This window comes from Psychrobacter sp. CAL346-MNA-CIBAN-0220, from assembly GCF_040309805.1.
Classification (GTDB): Bacteria; Pseudomonadota; Gammaproteobacteria; order Pseudomonadales; family Moraxellaceae; genus Psychrobacter.
Genome location: NZ_JBEOPF010000001.1, coordinates 831240 through 855336 on the forward strand (window position 1 = coordinate 831240; position 24097 = coordinate 855336).

Here is a 24097-nt window from a genome sequence, read left to right on the forward strand (position 1 = left end):
TTCGATTATTGGCTAGAGAATGACTCCTTTGGTTGATGAAGCTCTAGAAAATTCTATTTAAAGAATTTTCTCTTGCGAAGCTAAAATTGCAGTGCAATTTTTTAACGCTTCTCAGGGTGATTAGCTCAGTTGGTAGAGCGTCTGCCTTACACGCAGAATGTCGGCGGTTCGAACCCGTCATCACCCACCACTCTTTTAGCGAAGTGGAAAAAGACGCTAAAAACGACCTAAGCAGCGGTAGTTCAGTTGGTTAGAATACCGGCCTGTCACGCCGGGGGTCGCGGGTTCGAGTCCCGTCCGCTGCGCCATATTTAAAACGAATTTAGACTTTCGAGTTTAAGCAAGTTTCGCCTCAAGTATTCATTTACTTGAGGTTTTTTTGTGTCTGTATTTTTCTCCAAAACTATCATTTATGAAGATTTTTTTATATTCTGCTAGAATATAAAAAATAAATTACTTTCTACTATTGCATCCAATATGAGTTTATGAGTAGGCAATATCTCTTGATAACATTGGTGACCAAGTGCTTGTTGATTAAACGTTGGCCATTTAATACCCAAAGTTTTTACAATCTGGGTGTGACAGCCTCTTCCTAATTTCTGATCAAAAGCTCGATACCCAACACAATGGGTTGGTTTTCAGAGGTTATCTTTTTACCAAAATAATGTTCGTTTTGGCTTTTTTAAGCACTACATTGAAGTTTCAGTATTACATAATCACGAGCCATTCATTTATCGCTTGGCTTTTTCTACTAACCTGACTAAATATGCACAAAAAAATTAATCATTAACAATTTGTTGTGTTTATGTTAATAACTGAATTTATAATACAATTGTTCACTTGTTTACAATATAATAGAGCAAGCACACTAAAAATACTCTTTAGCAAAAGTATTTTATAAGACTCATCAAACCATAATTCTACAAAAAATTGTTGAATAAATTGCCAATAGCTCATAACTTCATTAAATTTTCAACCTTATATATTCGTATGCTTACATATAGTTATCAATTGTTTCTACTAAGTAAGCTAATATACCCAATCACAGGCCTTTTTTATATCTCGATTCACAAATAGAGGATTTTCTATGTCGCAGTCAACGTTACAATCAAATACATCAGATAAAAAAGTTGCTTTAGTAACCGGTGCGCTTGGTGGTATCGGTACTGCTATTTGCGGAAAACTAGTAACTAGTGGATATCACGTCATTGCAACTGTAAGCAAAGACGATCCAGAACGTATAAAAAAATGGTGTAACGATAATGAGTTTGATTCAAATAGCTTCGAGTTTATTGCTGTTGATTTAAGCGATCATGAAACAGCAATGGCAACCATTCAGCAAACAATTGATAAGTATGACAGCATTTATGCCTTAATAAATGGAGCAGGCATCACTCGTGACAGTAGCTTTAAAAAAATGAGCTTCACACAGTGGAAAGAGGTAGTTGATACTAATTTAACGTCTCTTTACACGATTGTTCATCCCATTTTCGTAAAAATGTTGCAACAAAAAACCGGGCGTATTGTGAATATCAGCTCGATAAATGGTTTGCGTGGTCAGTATGGTCAGACCAACTACTCTGCTGCTAAAGCCGGTATTATTGGATTTACTAAGGCGCTGGCATACGAAGGTGCTACCTCATCAGTTACTGCTAATGTCGTCGCTCCTGGCTACACACACACCCCCATGGTAGAAAGCGTGCCTGAACATATCATGGATAAAATTAAAGAAACCATTCCAATGAATCGTTTGGCTAGTGCAAACGAAATAGCCGCTGCTTGTATGTATCTCATCAGCGATGAAGCAATATTTGTTACGGGAGAAACTATCTCAGTTAACGGTGGTCAATACATGTCTTAATTCGGGTATTAAATAATTTTTACCTATTACACCACTAACGTACTATTACAATGTCTTTTTAACAACCGACACACGGAGAATCAATATGTCACAATCGAACCCTCAAGATTTTTTCAATCAGTTCAATCAGTTCAATGGCGACACACAAAAAATGTTCGAACCTTGGAACAAGCTAAATAAAGCGTTTTTGAAAAACGCAGAAATGATGAGCGAGTTTTCACTCAACACTATGAAATCTTATTCAGAAATGGGTCTGGAAAATATGCGTCAAGTTGCTGGAATAGATTCTCCAGAATCTGCCAAAGACTTTAACGACAAGCAAGCAGAAATGCTTAATGTAATCAGTCAGAAAATGCTAGCAGATGCTCAACGTATGACAGAGCTTGGTACTAGTATGCATGATGAAGTTATGCAAGTGATGGGTGACGTTCATGGTCAAACCAATGAGGAAATGCAGGCTAATATGCAAAAAGCTGCCGACCAAGCAACAAAAACAGGTCAAGAATACGCAGAAAACATGAGCAAAATGGCCGAGCAATTTAATGAGCAAGCTGCAAAAAATGCTACAAATACTGGTAATGCAAATACTAGTACTGCAAACGCAAATACTAGTACTGCAAATGCAAAGACTGGTACTACAAACACCAATACTAGTACTACAAACGCAAAGACTGGTACTACAGACACAAAGACTGGTACTGCACACACAAAGACTGGTACTAGCAGTACTGGAAAATCAACAAGTAAGTAGCGGTGAGTATTAATAAGATTAATCACTTGTTTAACTATCTTATTAGTCGTCATTGGCACAATGTTACTTAATGATGTTATTTAATAATGACACTCAAAAGGTGGGTTAGCGAGAGTTTACCCACCTTATTTTTATTATATTGGCAGTTATTGTGCTGACAGTTTTAGTGTAGTTGCACTTTCTTATAAACTAGATATAAATATGGGTACCAATATGGATAACCAGCAATCTGACGACCAATCAAATAAGTCAAATAAGTCAAATAAGTCAAATGAACAAGATAGCACTAATAACTCCTTTGATTTTAACAGTTTAGGTAAACATTACTTAAATCAGTTGAATCAGATGAACCAATCTTTTTCTAATCAACATAAGCAATCTAATCAAACTTCAAACCCATTTGAAGCAAATATGAAGCTATGGCAAGATTCAATCAAAAATTTTAGTCATTTCATGACCCCAAATGCCGATGAGCACTCTACTGAGAACTCTGATGCTCACCAATCAAGCCAACAGACTCAGCAAAATCAAAGCAATCAGAGCACTGATGACGACATGGGTAGTTTTAATGAATTGACCCAAAGGTTTTTTAAAGAAACGATGAAACGAGGTGGTCAAGATAACAATATAAGTCAATCTCTCATGCTTAACCTCGTAGATGGATGGCAACAATTCACTACTGGCGTGACCGATAAAAGCCCCACTGTGTTACTGGAGCAACAGACGAGCCTGTGGCAACAGCAATTTCAACTGTATCAAAACACCTTAATGAAAGTATCAGGACATCAAACAAAACCTCTCATCACCCCAGAAAAAGGCGATAAACGCTTTACAGATGAAGACTGGTCCAACAATCCTATGTTCGACTTTCTAAAACAGAGCTATCTGCTAACGGTTAGTGGCATTATGGATACCATTGATAATACTGAAGGTATTGATGACAAAACACGCCAGCGTTTGTCTTTTTTTACTCGTCAATGGTTAAATGCAGTTGCTCCGAGTAACTTTTTATGGAGTAATCCAGAAGTGTTGCGACTGACAAGAGAGTCAAAAGGACAAAACCTTATAAGGGGATTCCAGCAGCTCACAGAAGATATGGAAAAAAGCTCTCACATGCTGAGCATTAGTATGACTGATGATGATGCTTTTCGGCTTGGTGAAAACATTGCCATAACACCAGGCAAAGTGGTATTTCGCAATCGTATGTTTGAGTTGATTCAATATAATCCGACCACCGCCAAAGTCAATAAACGTCCCTTATTGATTGTACCGCCATGGATTAACAAATTTTATATCATGGACTTAAAAGAAGAAAACTCTTATATCCGTTGGGCATTAAACGAAGGACATAGTGTATTTGTTATCTCATGGGTCAATCCAACTCGGGCGTATAAAGATGTTGGTATGGAAACCTATATGCACGAAGGTTTGCTGACCGCTTTGGACGTCGTTGAAGAGATTACTGGTGAGCCAGATGCCAATGTCATCGGTTATTGTATCGGTGGTATGTTACTGGCGTTGACCCTATCTTGGTTAACTGAGAATAAGCAAGCAGATCGTATTGCCAGTGCTACTTTCTGGGCCACGATATTTGATTTTAATGACCCTGGAGATTTGGGCGTATTTATTGATGAACGTGTTGTCAGTGCCCTTGAACAAGAAGAAGACACTCAAGGGGTACTTGACGGGCGTATAATGGGCGTCGCCTTTAGCTTGTTACGTGAAAACAGCCTTTATTGGAATTATTATGTACAAAACTACCTAAAAGGTGAGCGTCCTATGCCTTTTGATCTTTTGTATTGGAACTCTGATTGCACCAATGTTACCGCCGCACTGCACAGCTTTATACTACGTGAGCTGTATCTGGACAATAAGATGATCAAAAAGGGCGAGTTAGAATTTGACGGTGTGAAGATTGATTTGTCAAAAGTGACTATTCCAACCTATGTCGTGGCAACATTACAAGATCATATTGCCAAATGGAAAGGTAGCTATCAATCCACACAGGCGCTGGGCGGTGACGTTACGTTTGTACTCGGTGAATCAGGACACATCGCTGGTATCATCAACCCACCAACAGGTAAATATGGCTTTTATGCTCATGAAGAATATGTTGCAGATCCTGATGAGTGGTATACCAAATCAGAAAAACAGGATAGAAGCTGGTGGCTACATTGGGGAGAATGGATCAAGAAGCACACTGTAGACGAAGTAGATAGCAGACAACCTGGTGTAGATCACACCGGCAAATCATGGCAGGTACTATGTGACGCCCCAGGAGAGTACGTACATGTCAGAGCGGAGGAAGCTTTAGGCTCGGCTAACATTTAGCGTTACCTGATATTTAGCAATCTTCACGGTCATGTATATGCTATTTGCTTGTTGACACAGTTCTACTTTTTATTCTATTCAGATTTAACATTGTAACTACGGTTAAAAAACAATCAAATGTATAAAATAATATTATTCTTAAATTAAAATTGGAACAACCCATGTCAGCTACCATTGAAAAAAATATTGAAAATCCAGATAAAGCCGAAGTATGGTTAAGTCGTAATAATCTACATCATAGAGCCACAAGTTCGATACCAAACTTTCAGGAGATGTTAAACCATCAATTTCACAAAACTGAAAGCACCATAGACGAATATAACCGCCAAAATCGCTATAAGAAAGACAGTACTGGCTTGATAACAGAGGTTACTTCAAGGCATCTAGAGCAAAACCATCAACAAATCCAAGAAAATGCACAGACCCTGAAGCAAGATACTGATGCCATTATGAAAAGTTGGCAAAAGACGTCTACCCCAGACAGACTGTGGAAAGAATGGTTAAGCTATAGTACAGATAGCAGCAAACGCCTTTTACAAACGGTCGACGTACTTAAAGAACGTGGCGATGTTTTTCTTGAGCATGAACTGGCTGGCTGTCCCCCTGTTTTAGACTATGATTATGAAGTAATCTTGGATGCCGTCGAGTTTGAACGCCCATGTAACTATGTCTTACTAAGAATAATACCGCCTGTAGGGATTGTCACTAATGACGATAATCGCCCTTACATCATTATTGACCCTAGAGCTGGGCATGGCGCGGGTATCGGTGGCTTTAAACATGAAAGTCAGGTTGGTGTCGCACTCAATCAAGGTCACCCGGTATATTTTGTGGCGTTTAAGCGCCTACCAGAGCCCAAGCAAACCATTGCTGATATCACCTATGCAGAAGGAAAGTTCGTTCGCGAGGTGGAAAAAAGACACCCTAAGTCAGAGTCGCCAGTAATCGTCGGTAACTGTCAGGGTGGCTGGGCAGCCCTCATTTTAGCGGCAACCAATTCAGACATTAAAGGTCCTATCGTCCTGAATGGTGCGCCAGTCTCAGCGTGGAGCGGAGAAGTTGGCATTAACCCAATGCGTTATAAAGCAGGGGTCAACGGTGGCACTTGGCTCTCTATGCTTAGTGCTGATATGAATAATGGGGTCTTTGATGGGGCGGCGCTAGTAGATAACTTCGAAAAAATGACCCCGTATCGAAACTATGTAGGAAAATATTACGATCTATACAAAAACCCAGAGGCTAACCGTCAGCGTTTTCTTGACTTTGAGCGCTGGTGGGGTGGTTTCTTCTTAATGAATGAAGCGGAAATCAAGTGGATTGTAGAAAACATCTTTATTGGTAACCGCCTTGCTCGCAACACCGGACAGTTAGAAAAAGGGGTCAATATTGACTTACGCAATGTCAAAGCACCCGTTATCGTTTTTGCCTCGCATGGCGATGATATTACCCCACCGCAACAGGCACTATCGTGGATTTTGGATGCTTATAGCGATGAAAAAGATATTGAAGTTTGTGGTCAACGCATCATCTATATGATTCATGAACAAGTGGGCCATTTGGGTATCTTTGTCAGCTCAAAAATTGCTAATAATGAACATACAGGTATTGCTTCGATTTTGGATATGATTGAGGTATTACCACCAGGCCTGTATGAAATGGACATTGAAAATTTTGAAGGTCATGGTAAAGAAAAAACCTTTACCGTTGATTTAGGCCGTCGTACTTTTGATGATTTAAGCAAAGCGATAGGCGAACATCGCAATGATGAGGAATCATTTAAAGCGGTACATCGCCACTCAATGGCTCAAACTCAAGCTTATGAGAAGAACTTGCGCCCATTGGTTAAAGCCATGAGTAATGAAACTTCTGCTCAATTGCTGCGTACTATGCACCCAATGAGACTGCAAAGAAGTGTCTGGAGTAGCAAAAATCCGCTAGCACTAGCGTCCAGTAAATTGAGTCAAGTGGTCACGAGTACCATCGACAAAAACCAACATGGAAATGACAACCCTGTACAAAAAACTCAAGAGTCTTTTGATCCTTGTGACGTTTATGCCAGAGTCAAACTACCCGCCATTGAATCTATGGAGCAGGACAATCTTTTCTTGCAAGTAGAAAGAATGTTTATGAATAATGTTAAAATGACACTGGACTTCTGGCGAGATTTCCAAGGTAGACAGACCGAGAGCCAGTTCTTTGGAATTTGGTCAATGCCTTGGCTTCGTCAATATGGCGAACCAGTAGGCTCACGCCGTCTGACAAATAAAGATTCATTGCATGAATTGCCAAAGGTAGATGAAGCGCTTAATAATATCTTTGAAGGCAACTTTAATGAAGCGGTTGTGCGTATGCTGATTTTGAGCAATATTGTCGCTCATAACAACATTGACCGTGATCAGCTGGTACGTTTGACTGAAGTACTCACCAAAAAAGAACCGTTTACGCATCTGTCGCAGGCTCAACTGGCGGCTATGATACATACTCAGACGCTTATCGTCCGTTTTGCTGAGGATCAATCTATCACGTCACTAAGCACACTGCTAAAAACCAAATCTAAACGCATCGACGCGTTTAAACTGGTTCGTTATGTGGTTGGGGATAAGCTAGAAGATCAAGATCCTACTATCTTATCTATTATAAAGCGTATTGAAGCGGCGTTAGATTTGACTGATGCTGATATCAAATAGAAAACCTATTCCATAGCAAGCTCAAACGGATTTAAACTTTAGAGTTTAAGCAAGTTTCACCTCAAGTATTCATTTACTTGAGGTTTTTTTGTGTCTATTGGTTTTTGCATTTTCTTAAATGACTGGTTGTTTACAGTTCGATTACTTTTTTAGCAGAGAAATATTTTATAAAATGAGTCTAGTCTGCTCTTAAGGTTCAACCCTTGTGGCAACTTAAACGACTAAAGCAATATATTGGTAGCGTGTTGGTCAATATAATATCAATACGCTAAAATCAATTAACACTTCTCCAGATGGCTGCACCCAATAAACGCTCGATTAGTATATAGTTAAGTATGAAATCAAAGTATAAACACTTAAACATATTCGTTTTGAGGAACGTAAACGGTGTTCAATTACAGAAAAACATCTAACAGAAAATAAGCGCCCTATGATCTATGAGACTAGTCTAGAGAGTATCAAGCACTTAAATTAACAACGCCAACTCAGATAGTATTAGACAACAAGATAAGTATAAGAATACAAGGCTGCATTTATCATAAGCGGCTGTTTATTTACTGTTAAATAAGCCACTTAGTAACTACCGCTATTAGATTAAATTTCTCACTGCTTCACAGAATAAGAAATAGACACAAGGAAGAACACCATGTCAGGGATTGAGTTTTATACTAACGGACATATTGTCAGTAACACTGACAGTATGCGCCAAAAGCTAGGAGCGCTAGCCAAACAGTACTCTGCCACATCAGCCATTATCGTCACTGACGCTGGTATCTCGCAACTGGGTTACGTTGATATCGCACAGCAGTCTTTACAAGAAGCGGGCGTTGAAGTCGTGGTTTTCGATGGTGTCGTTGCTGATCCACCTGTTGAGGTCGTTAACGACGCCATTACACTGGCCAGAAGCAATCACTGCGACTTGGTTATTGGTTTGGGCGGTGGCAGCTCTATTGATACGGCAAAAATCGTCGCTCTATATCCCAATGACTTTGAGTCCGTCACTAATATCTTAGATCTTGATTTAAGCGGCTTTAAGAAGTTACCGCTGTTCGCGATACCCACCACTGCCGGCACGGGTGCAGAAGCAACTTTCGTATCAGTCATAACCGCGAAAGATGGCAGTAAAAAGGCCATTTATACCCCTAAAATTCTACCGGATGTTGCGATCTTAGATGCGACGCTGACGCTCAAACTACCTCGTCACATTACCGCTGCAACCGCGCTTGATGCGATGGTCCATTGTATTGAAGCTTATACCAGTCGTACTAAGAAAAACCCGATTTCAGATGCCCTAGCCGTTAAAGGCTTGCAAATGCTGTGGCATAATTTTGAACGAGTACTGGATCAAGGTGATGATATAGAGGCGAGAGGTGAGATGTTATTAGGTTCATCGCTGGCTGGTATCGCTTTTGTCAATGCGTCAGTCGCGGCTGTCCATGGACTCTCCTATCCGCTCAGTATTAACTTTCATATTCCTCATGGTCATGCCAATGCGCTGGTCATGTGCTCGGTATTTACTTTTAATTTGCCAGAAGCAGCACCTATGTATGCAGAACTGGCCCGCGCCGTCATGCCGAACCAAACCTCGACTATGACGGACTTAGAGGCGGCAAGTCTATTTATACATCAATTAAAGAAATTCTTAGAGATGAGTGGCCTTAAATATCGTTTAAGCGAACTCGACATTACAGAAAAAGATATTCCAGCACTAGTGGACATCGTTATCAATACTTATGCGCGGCTGATTGCGACCAATCCCAAGGATATGACAGTAGAAGAGGTGACGACGATGTATAAGGACATACTCTGATAGACCCTATTATTTTTTAATAAGCGTTTTTTAATAATCATTTTGCTCATTAATTAAGGAAGACATTTATGTCAAAATATAAATTGAGTGTTGTTGTTGATAGATTTCATTATTTAGAAGGGCCACGCTGGTATAAAAATGCCTTATGGTTTGTCGATTTTTATACCAAAGGAGTTTATTGTGTTAACGGTCAAGGCGTGGCAGAAAAAGTTGTCCATGTTGAGCAGCAGCCTTCTGGCTTAGGCTGGTTACCTGACGGGCGCATGTTGGTTGTATCGATGACAGATCGTAAAATATTACGCTTAGAAGACAATGGTGAACTAGTCGTTCATGCTGATATCTGGGAGCACTGCAATGGTCATGCTAATGATATGGTGGTGTCGCCAAACGGTCATGCCTATGTCGGTAACTTTGGCTTTGATTTGATGGGCGGTGCTGATCATAAAGATGCAAGCTTAATACTCGTTCGACCAGACGGGAGCTCGCAGATCGTTGCTGAAGGTTTAGCTTTTCCAAATGGTATGGTGATTTCTGCTGACCAAAAGACGTTAATTGTTAACGAGCTGTTTGGTAATAGAATTTCACAGTTTGATATTAAAGAAGACGGCACTCTGGGCGCAAGGCGTGATTTTGCTAGCTTTGGCGCGTTAGGAGATGAGCCAAATGTCGGTCTGCGTATAGAGCGTGCTGAAATCTTACCAGATGGACTAACCTTGGATGCTGAAGGTGCCGTTTGGTTTGCGGATACCCTACACCATCGCGTAGTACGTATGGCAGAAGGTGGTGAAATCTTGGAAGTAGTAAATACAGAGCCTGAAGGTGTCTTTGCGGTTGCCCTTGGCGGGACAGATGGCAAAACGCTATTTATGTGTGCGGCACCTGATTGGGATGAAGCTGCTCGCAAGTCTGAGAGAAAGGGTCGTATCTTATCTACGAAAGTCAACGTTGGTCATGCCGGTATCCCCTAACTTCCCTTGTGAGCGAATATTTCATTTTCAATCTTACTCATTAAGTTTTTAATCTCTTGATGACTGGCATGTAAATATTCGCTCCTTTGCTGCTCTTCTACTAAAGAAATAGAACGCTTTTCCTTTTCAGGTCGATGAAAGCGGCTCATAAATGCGTCATTATTGGCATTATGCGTCAGTAGCGTAAAAGTATGGATTGGATCATTAAAGTGTGGGTTAAATTCGAACATGCCAGCGATGGTAAAAGCTTGACTGTCTTTACGGTAGATACGTTGCCAATCGTTCTTACCGTCTAGGTAGTAGGGTTCAAAAAATGCTTGCATAGGCACCAGGCAGAATTGATTGTGCGTAAAAGGAGGCTCAAAAGTCTTTTTACTTTCAATGCCTTCTAATCGGGCGTTATAGGTCGAATAGTCAACTGGTTGGTTTGCCCATTTAGGACTTAATCCAAACTGCCCCATGACTACCTTCATATTACCATCTGATGAGATAATAATAGGACATTGATCCTTTGGGTAGACATGATTTTTATAGGAATCTAAACCGAGTGTTATCTGATTATCAAGAATGGCCTCGATTTGCTTAAGCGTAGCGGGTTCAAAGTTTGAGCACATAGCAGTCAATCCTTAATGGCAGTTAGACAGTTAGATACTTAAATATTTAGAAGCTTAGATAATTAGATAAATTGTAGGGGGCTGATATCAGCCTCCTACTTGTCATTACTTATAAGTATCTATTTATGAGAGATTTTAATCACAGTTTGTTAATAACTATCTGGGCATTTTTAGAATAGGCTTGATAGTAATACCGCTTGCCGAGTCTGCAAATGCCTGTGTAATCTGATTAAATTCATAGAATTTGGTTAGCTTGTCAAATGGGAACTGCCCTGCTTTGTAATACGCAATCAGCTGTGGAATAAATACTTTAGGAATAGAATCACCTTCAACGACCCCAATCATGCTTTTACCTTCAGCCATCAGATCATCCTGAATATTAAGCGTTACTTCAGGTGTAACGCCTACAATAGCAACGGCACCTAAAGGTCTCAAAGCATGCAATGACTGCTTGACAACTTCTGGAACGCCTGTGGTTTCAACAGCGTAATGACTGCCACCATCAGTAAGCTTTTTGACCTCCGTAACCACATCGATATTTTTACTATTAAAGACATGAGTTGCGCCAAGCTCTTTTGCCAAATTAAGTCGATTGTCATGAACATCAATGGCAATGATATGTTGACAGCCCGTAATCTTAGCAGCCATCACGGCACTAAGACCAACGGCACCAGCACCGTATATCACTATACTGGAACCAAATTCTGGCTTGAGACGATTGAGAACAGTTCCAGCGCCGGTTTGAATACCACATCCAAGCGGCCCAAGCAGGGCCAAATCAACATCCGGATCGACTTTTACCGCATTTTTAGCTTTGGCAATGGCGTGGGTAGCAAATGAGGATTGACCGAAAAAAGTCGCCAATTCTTGTCCGTTCTGAGCCAGTCGATGACTGCCGTCGTCCATAGCACCACCGAAATTAAGCTCGTTAAACGTATCACAAACGGATGGATGACCCATCAGGCAATGGGCGCAATGACCACAATGAGCAAACGACAGCACAACATGATCACCGACTTGCAATTCAGATACGCCCTGACCAATAGCCTCTACAATGCCAGATCCTTCATGACCAAGCACAATTGGGAAAGGCGCTATGCCTTGATCTCGAGCTACAACATCCGTATGACAGACTCCGACCGCAACAATGCGAACCCTTATCTCATCAAACTCAGGATTGGCAAGCTGTACAGCTTCTATTTTGAACGCGTCGCCTTGGCTATGGGTTACTGCTGCTTTAATATCCATTATGATGGCCTTTTTAGTTAATTAGACTGTCCTTCAACTAGATTACACGCTTCTCAAAAGCTTTCAAAGACTGCTCTAAGTAACTAAATAGATAAAAACGAAAGGTCTTGTAAACAGTGTTAAAAGTATATTTCACGTTGAAAGTTTAGGTTAGACAAGATCACCAGACAACGTTATTTGAGTGTTTAATTCCACTTTTAATTTCTTCGCACACTCAATAGTTTTTTTTCTATCAGCAGGAATAGCCCCATTTTCAATAGCGATTACTCGCATTTGTAGGGTAATATCATAATGAGGATAACTGGCATTGCGATGAAATAAACGTTTGTCTATCTCAATAAACTCAGCAAAATCGTGCAACTCTTGTAGGCTATCCGCTAACATATGGCACCATCTATAGCCTTTGAACTCTATACTCACAAAATCTACATATATTGCCATCTCGTTATGTCCTTAAAGAGATATAAATTGTCCATTTTACTCTACTGTATACGGACCGTGTCAGCAATTAAATCCTAAAGTCTAATGCTCAAAAAATACTTTATCAAAAGCCTCTTTCAAACGCTTTGGTTCTTAGTGCTTAACACTATTCAGCTCCTGACAAAGCTCACAAGCAATTTCATAAGCCTTCAAACATGCCTATTACAGATTAACAAGAGGTCAATTGGCCTCTAAGCTGCGAAATGGCGTAAACAATAATTTTTCCATTATCTCAAAGTTGCCGTCATTAATCATTAAAAGGAAATTCTATTAATCCAGAATAATAAACTTATACTGCGGACTTATTATTAGACTTAACAATCATACTAAACCCAATTAATTTACTCAAAACATTACAATTTACTCAAACAAAACGCTACAGACTCTAAACGTTTATCAAAAATATCTTAACTGAGACAGTTCAATTAAAGTAACGTAGTCAAAGTAACCACGCCTACCTTTATTTAAGTATTTGGATATCAGCGTATTTATGAGTTGGTGAGACTACACCTACTGATGAGAAGCATAACCAGCTTCCAACTGCGTAGAGATATCCAACAGAGGTTGAGAATGAGCTGAACGTTATTTATAAAGCGCAACAAAGCACTAAAAGACCGTACAAAGTTATCTATCATTTTGTCTCTAGTTACACCGTTAGAAATGCAATAATTACCTTACTTATACCATCGACTTTGTCGCTATTTATTGCTAAAGTAATTTTTCGCTGTTGATCAATAACAAAGCTCAGGATAGATATTTCACGGCCTTAAACTTGTTGTAAATTTGACTTACTTTTTCTACTATTTTTTAGTAATTATCGAAAACCGAGATTTTTATGATGTTAAAAAAGCAATATGCTGTCTTTTTTCCAATTTTGCTAGCGGCTGGCTGTGCTACTCAGCAGACTACTCAGCAACCAAGCAAACCGATCCGTCAAGCCAAGGTTCAGGTTACTCAGACCCAAACCATTCAAGTAAAACCCAAGCCTGTCATCGTTAAGCAAAATACTATCATTACCCCCAAACCTAGCTATCGCAGCTTTTCGGATTGGAAGTCAGACTTTTCTATGCGTGCTATGTCCGCTGGTTATCGTTCGTCGGATGTCCAGCGCTTGCTTGGTGCTGCCTACTTAAATGAGCAGGTTATTTCACTTGATTCAGGTCAGCCTGAATTTTCTAAAATGCCATGGGAGTATGCAGATTCGGCGGTATCGAATGCGCGGGTTGCGAATGGTAAACGCAATTTTGCAGAGCAACGCTCATATTTATCAGGTTTAGAGTCGCAGTATGGTGTTAATGCAGAGATAATCACTGCAATTTGGGGTATGGAGTCGTCTTATGGTGCGGTTACTGGTAGTAGTCATTTGCCCAGCGCGCTTGCTAGCCTTGCTTATGAAGGTCGTCGCCAAGAATTCGCTGAGACTCAATTACTCTCATTAATTGAGCTATTGCAACGTGGGGATGTCTCTTGGTCACAGCTTGAAGGCTCTTGGGCTGGAGGGATGGGACAGACGCAGTTTATTCCTGGCACTTGGATAAAAGAAGGCGTTGACGGTGATAGCGATGGACACCGTAATCCGTGGTCAACTGCTGATGCATTGGCATCGACTGCCAATTATTTGAGCAACTCTGGCTGGGTGCGCGGTCTTGCCCCATTTTATGAAGTGACATTACCGTCATCTTTTGACTACTCGATTGTCGATACTAAGCAATCAGCTTCTAGATGGGCGTCTCTTGGTATCGATACCATAGATGATGTCTACTTGGATGCCAATACTCAAATGGAGCTCTGGCTACCTGCTGGTAAAGAGGGTCCAGCATTATTACTTAGCCCTAACTTTGACGTGATAAAAGTTTACAATAACTCATCAAGTTATGCTTTAGGGGTTAGTTTACTGGGTAAAGCAATCGCGGGACAAAGTGATCTACGAACGTCATGGCCGCGCTACGAGCGTCCGTTATCAACGACTCAAGTGACTCGTCTGCAACAGCATTTAACCAGTTCAGGCTACGATACTAAAGGGGCCGATGGTATCATTGGTACCAATACTCGCAAGGCGTTTCAACGCTGGCAGGGTAACAATGGGCAAACGCCCGATGGTTTTATCAGCCAGCGTAGTGCATCATCATTGACCGTATGGTAAAGCTATTTTGACTGTTTAACGTCAATGATAGCCGCAATGAATAAGGCACAGTGAGTAGGTAGCTTCTAGCAGTCAGTAGATAACTTCTAAATGTTAGACTAGACAGTGAAAATGATAAGCATAAACATAGGGAGTGAGTGGTGATTAACACCGTCATTCCCTTTTTAATGATTGATATGCACCCTTTATACTGAATCGTCAGTAATTCTTAAAATTTTCCAGCTATCTAGTGTCACCCACACTCCTCTATCCAAATAGGCTTCGAATAAGCATTATGGAGTGTACTCAACTGCTATATAGTTTATATATTATCTAATATAATTATTCATTAGCAGATGCTGGCGCTAGAGCGGATTTATAGAAGTCTGATTATAGTTCTACATCATCTTGTGTTATTGCACTTATTTTAATGGGTACCGCAAACGACCAAGGCAACCCAGAGGTACAAATAAACTTACCATCATCATAGGACACCACATAAGCGGTGAAGTCATTGTTCTCAAGATCTGTGATAGCTCTCTCATCACTATCATCATCTATAGCACACCAGATCTTTCTATGACCCTGATCTAACATTGCGCGAGTTAAATTACTACCGATTAATTTGATGTCCACTTTTTGCTCCTTACATCATGGGATTCATTTTAGCTGTCAATATGGCGACTATTTACTCAGGATTGTTCTGTTGATGACTAGATGGCTGGGGGTCAACTAAATCTTGATATGTGTTTGACCCTCTTGTCATTTTTTTATTTGACTACCCAATAGAGCGGTACAGATAAAATTTATCGTTTTTAATTCAACAGACTATGAGTATTTAATTTAACAAACTATGAGTGCTTTTTACTACTGATTGTTATGCGAGTGGCATGATTATTGTCTTAAGTGGTAAAAACAATAAACCATCATTTATATTCATTTTTTTACATATATAAAATTTTAGATGAATTTTTTAAAATTTATAAAAAATTAAACAGTTAATAATATTAAGTCTAATATTTTTCTAAACATACTGATTAGTTGTATTTAAGCTAAGAATCTATGTCATTATTATTTCATTTCAGGCTATAAAAAATGTCTAGTACTAAAAATTATTACCAAAAGATATATGCGACTTGATGTAAAATAGAGCGTATGACAGCTCCTATAAAATCAGCCCCGCGTAAGATTATCCATCTGGATATGGATGCCTTTTACACCAGTGTTGAACAGCGCGATTTTCCACAATATCGGGGCAAACCATTAGTTGTTGGCGGTGATCCGAGCGGACGTGGTGTGGTAGCTGCTGCCAGCTACGAGGTACGCAAGTTTGGTGTGCGCTCGGCGATGTCCTGTTATGAGGCACGCAAGCGTTGTCCAGAGGTTATATTTGTACCTCCCCGCTTTGAGGTATATCGTGCGGTCAGTGCTCATATCCGCGCGATTATGCACACTCTAACGTCGCAAGTTGAGCCATTATCTTTAGATGAGGCTTATCTTGATGTCACGGGGCTGCAAGTACACCAAGGCTCAGCAACCTTAATGGCCAACTGGTTACGCGCGCAAATATTAGAGCACACGGGTCTATCAGCGTCTGCAGGAGTCTCATTTAATAAGATGTTGGCTAAGATTGCTTCTGATATTAATAAGCCTAACGGTACCGCAATTATCACTCCGGACGATGCGGATGCTTTTATTAGCACGCTACCTATTGAGCGTTTTCATGGTATCGGTAAAGCAACTACCAAGCGCCTACATGCTATGAATATCCGTAATGGTGCTGATCTTCGATGTACGCCAGCGCCCCTACTCGTTAATGAGTTTGGCAAACGTGGACAGTTTTATTATGATATTGCACACGGCCGTGATGAAAGACCCGTCAAGGCTGAACGTCAGCATAAGTCCGTTGGCTCTGAGACCACATTCAGAGATAACTTAAGCAATGATAAGACGCTGCGGACACAAATTTATGAACAGAATGCAGATGCTTTTACCCAGATGCATAACAAAAAATTGGTTGCATATACCATCACTCTTAAAATTAAATATGCTGATTTTACTCAAATTACCCGCTCACATACGCTATCTACTGCTTTTGTTAATGCCGACTCTGCCCATTATTGGCTGGATAAGTTATTTTTAGATATTCCGCGTGCACTACCTATTAGGCTAGTAGGCGTGACCTATTCGTCATTAGCGCTTGCTACTCAGATACTGCCGCAGCTTAATTTATTTGAGTGACAGCAATTTATTTGATTGATGGAAATATATCTGAACGATAAGAACAATTATGGTTAACTCATGATATCGCTTAGGCTATTTTATATATTAACAACAACAATCCTATTAATGAGGAATGACGTGCGCAACGTTTAGGAATTTTTCACGCCACACTGATGTTTCTGCTACACTTATACCAAAATCCTATCTACTGAACGCCCTTATTATGACTGACTCTCACTCGTTAATTTCTGAAAACCGTATGTCTGCTAGCAGTAATACTGATGACCATAACCACTCAGAAAATACGCCCAACTACTTAAGCGTTGATGATTATAATTATGAACTGCCCGATAGCTTTATTGCTCGCTATCCACTAGCACAGCGTTCAGCCTCCAAGCTGCTATATTTGCCAGCTACTGCTGATAGTAAAAATATAAGCCTGGTTGAAGATCATTTATTTACCATGCTGCCATCGCTACTCAATGCGGGCGATTTGATCGTATTTAATGACACTAAGGTAATGAAAGCTCGACTATTCGGTAAAAAAGACACTGGTGGTCGTGTGGAAGTTCTTATTGAACGTTTGGTTGATACTGCCTCTTTAAATTCTAATGACCCGACTTCAAGCACTGATGATGAGGCTCTTGTAACACAGAAATACGTCGCACTCTGCCATGTCAAAGCCAGTAAAGCGCCGAAGCTAGGACAAGGTTTGCTATTGGCAGATAGCCATATAAGTTGTGAGATGATCGGTCGTCAAGATAACTTATTTATTTTAGCCTTCGATGCCCCTATTTTACCCGATTTAGAACGCTACGGTGAGCTACCGATACCGCCCTACTTTGAGCGCCATGCAGACGCTACTGACAATATTCGTTATCAGACTGTATTTCATGATCCCGCCAAGCTTGCCAGCGTAGCTGCTCCTACGGCCAGCCTACACTTTGACGAATCTATACTGACAATGCTGGCAGAAAAAGGCGTCAATACCGCCTTTGTCACCTTGCATGTCGGTGCTGGCACCTTCGCCCCGGTAAAGACAGAAAACCTGCTTAATCATACTATGCACAGCGAGTATGCTCACTTGCCGCAAGCAACCGCCGATATGATCAATCAAACGCATGCTAATGGTAAGCAAGTTATCGCAGTTGGTACGACGGTAACGCGGGTGCTTGAAACCGCTTATCAAAAAACAACTCAGAATGGACAAGCATTGGCTAGCTGGTCTGGAGATACTGATATCTTTATTTACCCAGGGTTTAAGTTTGGAGTGATTGATCGCCTGCTCACTAATTTTCATCTGCCTAAATCTACCTTGTTGATGCTAGTATCGGCATTTGCTGGTAAAGCGGCTATTGAGCAGGCTTATCAGCATGCCATTGGCGCCCAATACCGCTTTTTTAGCTATGGTGATGCCATGCTACTCGACAAAGTTGAGCTATAGTCCGCTCTTATCGGTATTGATCGCGACGGTTACGAAATATCCTGATAGACTAAATGATATTTATTTATATCCGCATCAATATCTGATATCTGCTTCTTATCGTATGTCGTTATTATCAGTCATTAGTTACCCTCATGAGTCATTATAAAAAGGCGGCGTATGTCTTGGCATTTACCTCATCGATTGACTCACATCCACCACATGGTGTCAATCGTGCTACTTTACTCACTGAGTTCTGCGGTACTACTGCCTATTGCACAAGCAGCAACTATGGGTAAAATAACCGTTACTTCTGCCCAACATGAGCCTCTAGCTGCGAGCATTACAATGACTGATATCAGGTCTGCCAGCCTTATGGCTAGTCTAGCAAACCCTGTGGTTTATCAACAAATGGGTTTGATACCGACGCCTTCAATGTCAGTACGTTTTATACCGACTTCTGCGACCACGGGTCAATTGCTTATTCACACCGCGCAGCCGGTTGTAATGCCATTTGCAGATATGGTATTAGTGATTAATAATAATGGTCGACGTCACCTTATACCCAAAACGTTACTGATGCCGCTTAATGATAATATAGCGATTAAGCCGCTTGATCGCGAGACAGTAGGTACGCAACAACCCAGCTTATCAGCGTTACCGGTTGGTATGTCTAAATCCCTAACTATCACCCGCGGTACACCGCCCCCATTATTTGCAGCGCCGAGCTTGCAGATACCATTACAGGCGCAGAAGAAGGTTGATGTTGATGTTAGGGATCTTAATAATAGCAGCATATTGCATGCCACTCGTGTCACTACTTTGCCGCCGTTAGAAACGTCCCAAACCTTAGGTATGGCAAACGTGATAGCACCTCGTCCGCAGATAATGAAAGCGACTAAAATACAGCAACCGACGAACAGGCTAGATAATAATATTAACGTACAAGATAACAGTTTACAGGCTGTTGGCACTAGAGATAAGCCGTTCGACCTTCTAACTATAAAAGTGACGCGTTATATTCATATTAAAAATAGATTTGCTAAATCAGAAACTCTAACTTCAGAAGTCGCTCTCAATACAAAAATAATGGTATCCAAATCCGCACCAGCTGAGTCAATACCAACATCCAAAAATCTGGAGATAACTAGCGGTACTTTTAGTAGTAGTACTTTTGGCAACGATAGCAAAACATCGCTACTATCGAACTAAAATTCGAAAGAGCTTGAAGCGCTTCTAAAAAATCACGCAATAAATAATTGCCTAGCTAATCAGCATAACAGGCTGTAAACAAGACTCGTAGGCGGGGAAATATTTATGGACAACATGCTATATATCATTGCAGGCTTAGTAATCCTTTTACTGATCGGAGTATTGGTACTGCGCAGAAATAAGGCACAAAGAGCGCCTACCCAGGCTTTCATACAAGCGGGTGAAAATAGTACCGCAAATACTCTAATACCAGAGTCATACGCAGCGCGCACAAGTCTCGATCAAAAGGCTACTAAGCAAACGGCCACTAAATTTGATCCGTTAACTATCGCTCAACGTTTTATAGATCAGCAGCGTTATGATAAAGCGATTGAGGCAATAGAGCGTGGTCTTATCAAGACACCTCAAGACTCTCAAATGTCACTTAAACTCCTAAACATTTATATCATCACCAATCAATATAAAGAGTTTAGTAGCGTTTATAATGCTATCGAAGCCCATAGTGATGCAGAGGCTATAGCGGAAGCGCGCCAGCTAAGAACATTATTGGATCAAGATCTAATAGCTCAGCCGCTATACTCACCAACGTCATCATCTAGAGATCACTTAAATGTGAGTAGTCGTGTGAGTTTACCTGCTGATAGCACCCAGTCAAATAGCCATCATAGCGCGACGTCACCTACTAATATCGATGCCACTCAGGACAATATACCTTTAGATGTTAAACCAGCGGCTCAAAATAGCGTGAATACAGAGTTGCCTGTTGTTACTACTGACCTCAACGATAGCGATGCATTTGATATTACTTTAGATGATTTAGAAGCCAATACTATAGAATCTACTACTAATGATTACAGTGACCTTAACTTTTATGCAAGCAAAGAGAGCAAGCTTAAAGAGGGCCAGCTCAATGATGATCCAAGCAAAAAATACACAGCTACTGATGATTTAGATGCTACTCATTTAGATATTAGTGAAAATATAGACGATGACTTTACACTTGACTTTGATACGCTGGACTTCGATTCAAACTCAGATACTGAACTATTTTCAGAAGCAGCTCAGATAGACCGTGCACAAAAAGATAGCTCACCAGATGTTGGTGTAGATGATGATTTTGTTTTAGACTTTGATGATTTAATTGAAGAGAGCGATGATCTAACGGCATCTACAGACACTGCCACATCAATGTTTGAGCATAAAACAGTTGATGAGGACACTCAGCTAGATAATTACGCTGACTTTGATATATTATCGACCGCAGCGACGGCTACCGCAGCGGTAGACGTTATGAATGACAATCCTAGCCTTATTGCTAGCGATAGCGTAAACATTCAAGATAGAAACACAACTCTCGCTACCGATTTTGCCGCGCAGTTTGCCGGAGATTTTGATTTTGTTAAAACTCTAGATAGCAATCAAGTAACTTTAGACTTAGCTGGTCAATATTTACAGCTGGGTGAATACGATAGCGCCAAACGCTTACTAAATGAAGTCATCGCTCAGGGCAATAGTGAACAGCAAAATCAAGCACAAGAACTACTTGCTCGCACGGCTTAACCTAGAGACACCTGCTCTCTATAACGCTAGAAGCTTGGTGTTTTTTTGCTGATTATGATTTATATTACGTCTATTTACTTTATTTTTTATGCCCAATTACTGCGATAATCTTATGTCATCAAGCTCAGCACTATCACATTATGACTCTAGTCCTATTCAGCTTATCTATGCTGGTGGTACCTTTGGCAGTTATGGCCGTCCCCTAGAACCACTAGATGCTGAAGTGTTCTTACCAGCATTGCAGGCGCTACTTAGCAAGCACAATCAAGCAGGGCAATTACCGGCTATCTCGTGGTTAGATAACACTCTTATTAAAGACAGTAGCCAATTGACACCTAAAGATTTTGTACACTTTTACAAGTTGTTGCTAGAAGCGTACACACAGGGACATCGGCAATTCATATTAATTACTGGTACTGATACTTTAAGTTATTTAGGCGCATTTTTAGCAGAAGCCTTTGCGGGATCTGACATCTGTATTGTCGTCACTGGTAGCATGCGGCCATTATTAGACAGTGACATACTACAGACTTATAGCGTCGATGCCAGTAGTGATGCCTGGGATAATTTAAGCGCGTCTTTAAGGTTGGCAGCTGCTGGAGAATCAGGGGTCAAAATAAGCTTTGGTGGCGAGTCATGGCCCGCGCAAACCGTTCAAAAGATTCATAGCCACGACTTTATGGCGTTTACCGGACATTCGCGTGCAGCTTACCCTGCTAATAGCTATATCAAAACTCTACCAGATACGCGCCGTCAACACTGGCTTGACGACCAACAACCCCTGTTAAATAGTATTCAAACCCGCGCCGAGCAAGCAGATATTCATGCGCTATATTGCTTACCCAATGACTCTGAAGTGGTGCGCCTGCAGCTGCAAGCCTTATTGTCGCGGCCAGCATGTGGCATTATACTATTAGGATTTGGTGCAGGCAATATACCCTATTCACCAGCTCTGGCAGAGTCATTACAGCATGCTTACGAGCATGGTCATATGGTGGTATGTGCCAGTCAATGTCCGTTTGGTGGGGTCAGTGACAGCTACGCTGCTGGCAGTTGGCAATACGACTATCAGGTACTTGCTGGTGGCCGATTAACTATTCCTGCTATTTACGCGCGATTACTGTGGTTACTGCTACGCTATGATACACCAGCGCGCAGACGACAGCGCTGGATACATAATGTGAATCAAATGGGTACAACCATCAGAAAACGCTAGGTGTTAGCTATTCGCAACGCTATAAATAGCGACTGCCAATGATTGACTAATTATTAATAACCGTTATGAGTAACTATGAGCACTTTATGAACTCTTTGGTATCGTCCGATCCATCTATACTACCCGTCTCTATAACGTCTGAAACTAAAATAATGCAAGATATTCCAACTTATAATTTAGCCATTGCTATTGAGTTTTTAGGGACACACTATCACGGCTGGCAACGGCAAAAAGAGGTGCTTGGGGTACAAGAAGCGCTCGAAACTGCCATCAGTACCGTTGCCAATGAGTCGGTAGAAGTGATAGCCGCTGGGCGTACAGATTCCGGTGTTCATGCTGGCAACATGATTGCACACTTTGTCACTCATGCTTATCGTCCGACCCATAACTGGCTACGCGGCGTCAATAGTTTGCTGCCTGATGATATTGCTTTGCGCTGGATTCAACCAATGCCAGCCGATTTCCATGCCCGCTTTGGGGCAATTGCCCGCCGTTATCGCTATATCACTCTCAATCAAGCCCCGCGCCCTGCTATCCTTAATCATCAAGTTACCCATATTTATGAGCCCCTTGATTTAGCAGCAATGCAGCTGGCCGCCGCTGATATTACCGGTACCCATGATTTCAGCAGCTACCGCGCAGCTGCCTGTCAGTCCAATCAGCCTATACGTACAATCCGTCATGCCAAACTATTTACCCATGGCCCATTTATCGTTTTTGATATTCAGGCAGATGGTTTTTTGCATCATATGGTGCGCAACCTAATGGGTACATTATATGCTATCGGTAAACATGACTTACAGCCTGCAGACTTTCTGAATATTTTAGCAAAAAAAGACCGCACTATAGCACCGCCTACCGCATCAGGTGAGGGCTTATACTTTATCAATGCGTATTATCCCGAGCGCTACCAACAGCTCCTACCTGATGCACCATTAACACCACTTTGGTTAAATCTGCCAGATTAACATAACATTTAATGGACATACATATCACTTACAGGCTGTCAAGTAAAAACAGATATTTTGTTGCTTTAATGGGCTAACTTACGTATAATATGGGCTTATTTTTCATTGATTGATATATAATTATGGCCAAAAAAGACGAGATTATTGAGTTTGAAGGTGAAGTTATCGACACCCTTCCAAATACATTATTTAAAGTTCGTTTAGAAAACGGACACGAAATCATTGCGCATATTTCAGGTAAAATGCGTAAGCATTATATTCGCATTTTGACCGGTGATAAGGTTAAGGTCGAGATGACTCCTTATGATTTATCTAAAGGTCGCATTACTTACCGCGGTAAGACTTAATTATTTAGCTAGGCTATAGACTGCACAAGACTAAGATTGCTTAAATACCCATACTGAGTAACTGGAATAAATCAGCTTACCAAGTGGCTAATAAGTAATTAAATCGGCTAGCTAAGCACTATTACGTTATATTGCTAAGTAACCATTTAAACTTTAATATTGGGTACTACTATTTATTAACTAGGCTAATTCTCGATCTGTCATAAATGCTTGCAGTGTTAAACAGATGCTAATAACGCCATTAATAAACTGCCCATAAAAATACCGCTATGTATC

General features: G+C 40.8%; 18 protein-coding genes and 2 tRNA genes. 16 read left to right on the forward strand and 4 right to left on the reverse strand.

Translation table 11 applies throughout. The annotated features are described in order from the left end of the window. Window positions 1-114: 114 nt before the first annotated feature. The 8 genes from AAEY88_RS03170 to AAEY88_RS03205 all read left to right on the forward strand — a co-directional run bounded on the left by AAEY88_RS03170 (window position 115) and on the right by AAEY88_RS03205 (window position 10408). Window positions 115-190, forward strand: a tRNA-Val gene (locus AAEY88_RS03170). A 41-nt stretch (window positions 191-231) separates the two neighbouring features. Further along, a tRNA-Asp gene (locus tag AAEY88_RS03175) sits at window positions 232-308 on the forward strand. 779 nt (window positions 309-1087) lie between these two features. Continuing rightward, on the forward strand, window positions 1088-1861 hold the full coding sequence (phbB, locus tag AAEY88_RS03180) for an acetoacetyl-CoA reductase (protein WP_350558934.1): 774 nt from the start codon (window positions 1088-1090) through the stop codon (window positions 1859-1861). Between the two features lie 85 nt (window positions 1862-1946). Further along, window positions 1947-2612 carry a phasin family protein gene (locus AAEY88_RS03185; RefSeq protein WP_350558937.1) on the forward strand — a complete coding sequence of 222 codons (666 nt, stop codon included), beginning with the start codon at window positions 1947-1949 and terminating at the stop codon, window positions 2610-2612. Between the two features lie 213 nt (window positions 2613-2825). Next, complete coding sequence (phaC, locus tag AAEY88_RS03190) at window positions 2826-4943, forward strand: class I poly(R)-hydroxyalkanoic acid synthase (RefSeq protein WP_350558940.1); 2118 nt, start codon at window positions 2826-2828, stop codon at window positions 4941-4943. 161 nt (window positions 4944-5104) lie between these two features. Next, window positions 5105-7630, forward strand: coding sequence for a DUF3141 domain-containing protein (locus AAEY88_RS03195; protein WP_350558943.1), 2526 nt, complete (start codon window positions 5105-5107; stop codon window positions 7628-7630). Between the two features lie 646 nt (window positions 7631-8276). Further along, entirely contained in the window at window positions 8277-9440 is a 1164-nt protein-coding gene (locus AAEY88_RS03200) for an iron-containing alcohol dehydrogenase (protein WP_350558946.1), read from the forward strand. 68 nt (window positions 9441-9508) lie between these two features. After that, window positions 9509-10408 (forward strand): SMP-30/gluconolactonase/LRE family protein, encoded by a 900-nt coding sequence (locus AAEY88_RS03205; protein WP_350558949.1) that lies wholly within the window; start codon window positions 9509-9511, stop codon window positions 10406-10408. On the opposite strand, the gene AAEY88_RS03210 is transcribed toward AAEY88_RS03205, so the two are convergent. The 3 genes from AAEY88_RS03210 to AAEY88_RS03220 form a co-directional block, all read right to left on the reverse strand. Continuing rightward, entirely contained in the window at window positions 10405-11022 is a 618-nt protein-coding gene (locus AAEY88_RS03210) for an SOS response-associated peptidase family protein (RefSeq protein WP_350558952.1), read from the reverse strand. The two genes, AAEY88_RS03205 and AAEY88_RS03210, sit on opposite strands and share 4 nt — an antisense overlap. A gap of 156 nt (window positions 11023-11178) precedes the next feature. Then, complete coding sequence (locus AAEY88_RS03215; RefSeq protein ID WP_350558955.1) at window positions 11179-12270, reverse strand: NAD(P)-dependent alcohol dehydrogenase; 1092 nt, start codon at window positions 12268-12270, stop codon at window positions 11179-11181. A gap of 150 nt (window positions 12271-12420) precedes the next feature. After that, the gene (locus tag AAEY88_RS03220; RefSeq protein WP_350558958.1) at window positions 12421-12711 is read right to left on the reverse strand and encodes a DUF4031 domain-containing protein; all 291 of its coding nucleotides are present in this window, start codon (window positions 12709-12711) and stop codon (window positions 12421-12423) included. Between the two features lie 874 nt (window positions 12712-13585). Between AAEY88_RS03220 and AAEY88_RS03225 the strand changes: the two genes are divergently transcribed. Beyond that, complete coding sequence (locus AAEY88_RS03225) at window positions 13586-14893, forward strand: lytic murein transglycosylase (RefSeq protein WP_350558961.1); 1308 nt, start codon at window positions 13586-13588, stop codon at window positions 14891-14893. A gap of 369 nt (window positions 14894-15262) precedes the next feature. On the opposite strand, the gene AAEY88_RS03230 is transcribed toward AAEY88_RS03225, so the two are convergent. Continuing rightward, window positions 15263-15508: a hypothetical protein gene (locus AAEY88_RS03230; protein WP_350558964.1), complete on the reverse strand. Its 246-nt coding sequence runs from the start codon at window positions 15506-15508 to the stop codon at window positions 15263-15265. Window positions 15509-16027: 519 nt separating this feature from the next. Here AAEY88_RS03230 and dinB point away from each other — a divergent pair. The 7 genes from dinB to infA all read left to right on the forward strand — a co-directional run bounded on the left by dinB (window position 16028) and on the right by infA (window position 23821). Next, window positions 16028-17113, forward strand: coding sequence for a DNA polymerase IV (dinB, locus tag AAEY88_RS03235; RefSeq protein ID WP_350558967.1), 1086 nt, complete (start codon window positions 16028-16030; stop codon window positions 17111-17113). A 205-nt stretch (window positions 17114-17318) separates the two neighbouring features. After that, window positions 17319-18539: a tRNA preQ1(34) S-adenosylmethionine ribosyltransferase-isomerase QueA gene (gene queA / locus AAEY88_RS03240; RefSeq protein ID WP_407074390.1), complete on the forward strand. Its 1221-nt coding sequence runs from the start codon at window positions 17319-17321 to the stop codon at window positions 18537-18539. 159 nt (window positions 18540-18698) lie between these two features. Continuing rightward, complete coding sequence (locus AAEY88_RS03245) at window positions 18699-19730, forward strand: hypothetical protein (protein ID WP_350558970.1); 1032 nt, start codon at window positions 18699-18701, stop codon at window positions 19728-19730. Window positions 19731-19835: 105 nt separating this feature from the next. Next, a complete protein-coding gene (locus AAEY88_RS03250; protein WP_350558973.1) occupies window positions 19836-21290 on the forward strand; it encodes a FimV/HubP family polar landmark protein in 1455 nt (484 codons plus the stop codon). Window positions 21291-21402: 112 nt separating this feature from the next. After that, window positions 21403-22506, forward strand: coding sequence for an asparaginase (locus AAEY88_RS03255; RefSeq protein ID WP_350558976.1), 1104 nt, complete (start codon window positions 21403-21405; stop codon window positions 22504-22506). Between the two features lie 152 nt (window positions 22507-22658). Further along, window positions 22659-23474: a tRNA pseudouridine(38-40) synthase TruA gene (gene truA / locus AAEY88_RS03260; RefSeq protein ID WP_407074421.1), complete on the forward strand. Its 816-nt coding sequence runs from the start codon at window positions 22659-22661 to the stop codon at window positions 23472-23474. Window positions 23475-23596: 122 nt separating this feature from the next. After that, entirely contained in the window at window positions 23597-23821 is a 225-nt protein-coding gene (gene infA, locus AAEY88_RS03265) for a translation initiation factor IF-1 (protein WP_350558979.1), read from the forward strand. The last annotated feature ends 276 nt before the right edge of the window (window positions 23822-24097 follow it).

Excerpts from the sequence above, each read along its gene's own strand:
- phbB (WP_350558934.1), top strand. The coding sequence starts at position 1,088 with ATGTCGCAGTCAACGTTACAATCAAATACATCAGATAAAAAAGTTGCT.
- AAEY88_RS03185 (WP_350558937.1), top strand. The coding sequence starts at position 1,947 with ATGTCACAATCGAACCCTCAAGATTTTTTCAATCAGTTCAATCAGTTC.
- phaC (WP_350558940.1), top strand. The coding sequence starts at position 2,826 with ATGGATAACCAGCAATCTGACGACCAATCAAATAAGTCAAATAAGTCA.
- AAEY88_RS03195 (WP_350558943.1), top strand. The coding sequence starts at position 5,105 with ATGTCAGCTACCATTGAAAAAAATATTGAAAATCCAGATAAAGCCGAA.
- AAEY88_RS03200 (WP_350558946.1), top strand. The coding sequence starts at position 8,277 with ATGTCAGGGATTGAGTTTTATACTAACGGACATATTGTCAGTAACACT.
- AAEY88_RS03205 (WP_350558949.1), top strand. The coding sequence starts at position 9,509 with ATGTCAAAATATAAATTGAGTGTTGTTGTTGATAGATTTCATTATTTA.
- AAEY88_RS03210 (WP_350558952.1), bottom strand. The coding sequence starts at position 11,022 with ATGTGCTCAAACTTTGAACCCGCTACGCTTAAGCAAATCGAGGCCATT.
- AAEY88_RS03215 (WP_350558955.1), bottom strand. The coding sequence starts at position 12,270 with ATGGATATTAAAGCAGCAGTAACCCATAGCCAAGGCGACGCGTTCAAA.
- AAEY88_RS03220 (WP_350558958.1), bottom strand. The coding sequence starts at position 12,711 with ATGGCAATATATGTAGATTTTGTGAGTATAGAGTTCAAAGGCTATAGA.
- AAEY88_RS03225 (WP_350558961.1), top strand. The coding sequence starts at position 13,586 with ATGATGTTAAAAAAGCAATATGCTGTCTTTTTTCCAATTTTGCTAGCG.
- dinB (WP_350558967.1), top strand. The coding sequence starts at position 16,028 with ATGACAGCTCCTATAAAATCAGCCCCGCGTAAGATTATCCATCTGGAT.
- queA (WP_407074390.1), top strand. The coding sequence starts at position 17,319 with ATGACTGACTCTCACTCGTTAATTTCTGAAAACCGTATGTCTGCTAGC.
- AAEY88_RS03245 (WP_350558970.1), top strand. The coding sequence starts at position 18,699 with ATGTCTTGGCATTTACCTCATCGATTGACTCACATCCACCACATGGTG.
- AAEY88_RS03250 (WP_350558973.1), top strand. The coding sequence starts at position 19,836 with ATGGACAACATGCTATATATCATTGCAGGCTTAGTAATCCTTTTACTG.
- AAEY88_RS03255 (WP_350558976.1), top strand. The coding sequence starts at position 21,403 with ATGTCATCAAGCTCAGCACTATCACATTATGACTCTAGTCCTATTCAG.
- truA (WP_407074421.1), top strand. The coding sequence starts at position 22,659 with ATGCAAGATATTCCAACTTATAATTTAGCCATTGCTATTGAGTTTTTA.
- infA (WP_350558979.1), top strand. The coding sequence starts at position 23,597 with ATGGCCAAAAAAGACGAGATTATTGAGTTTGAAGGTGAAGTTATCGAC.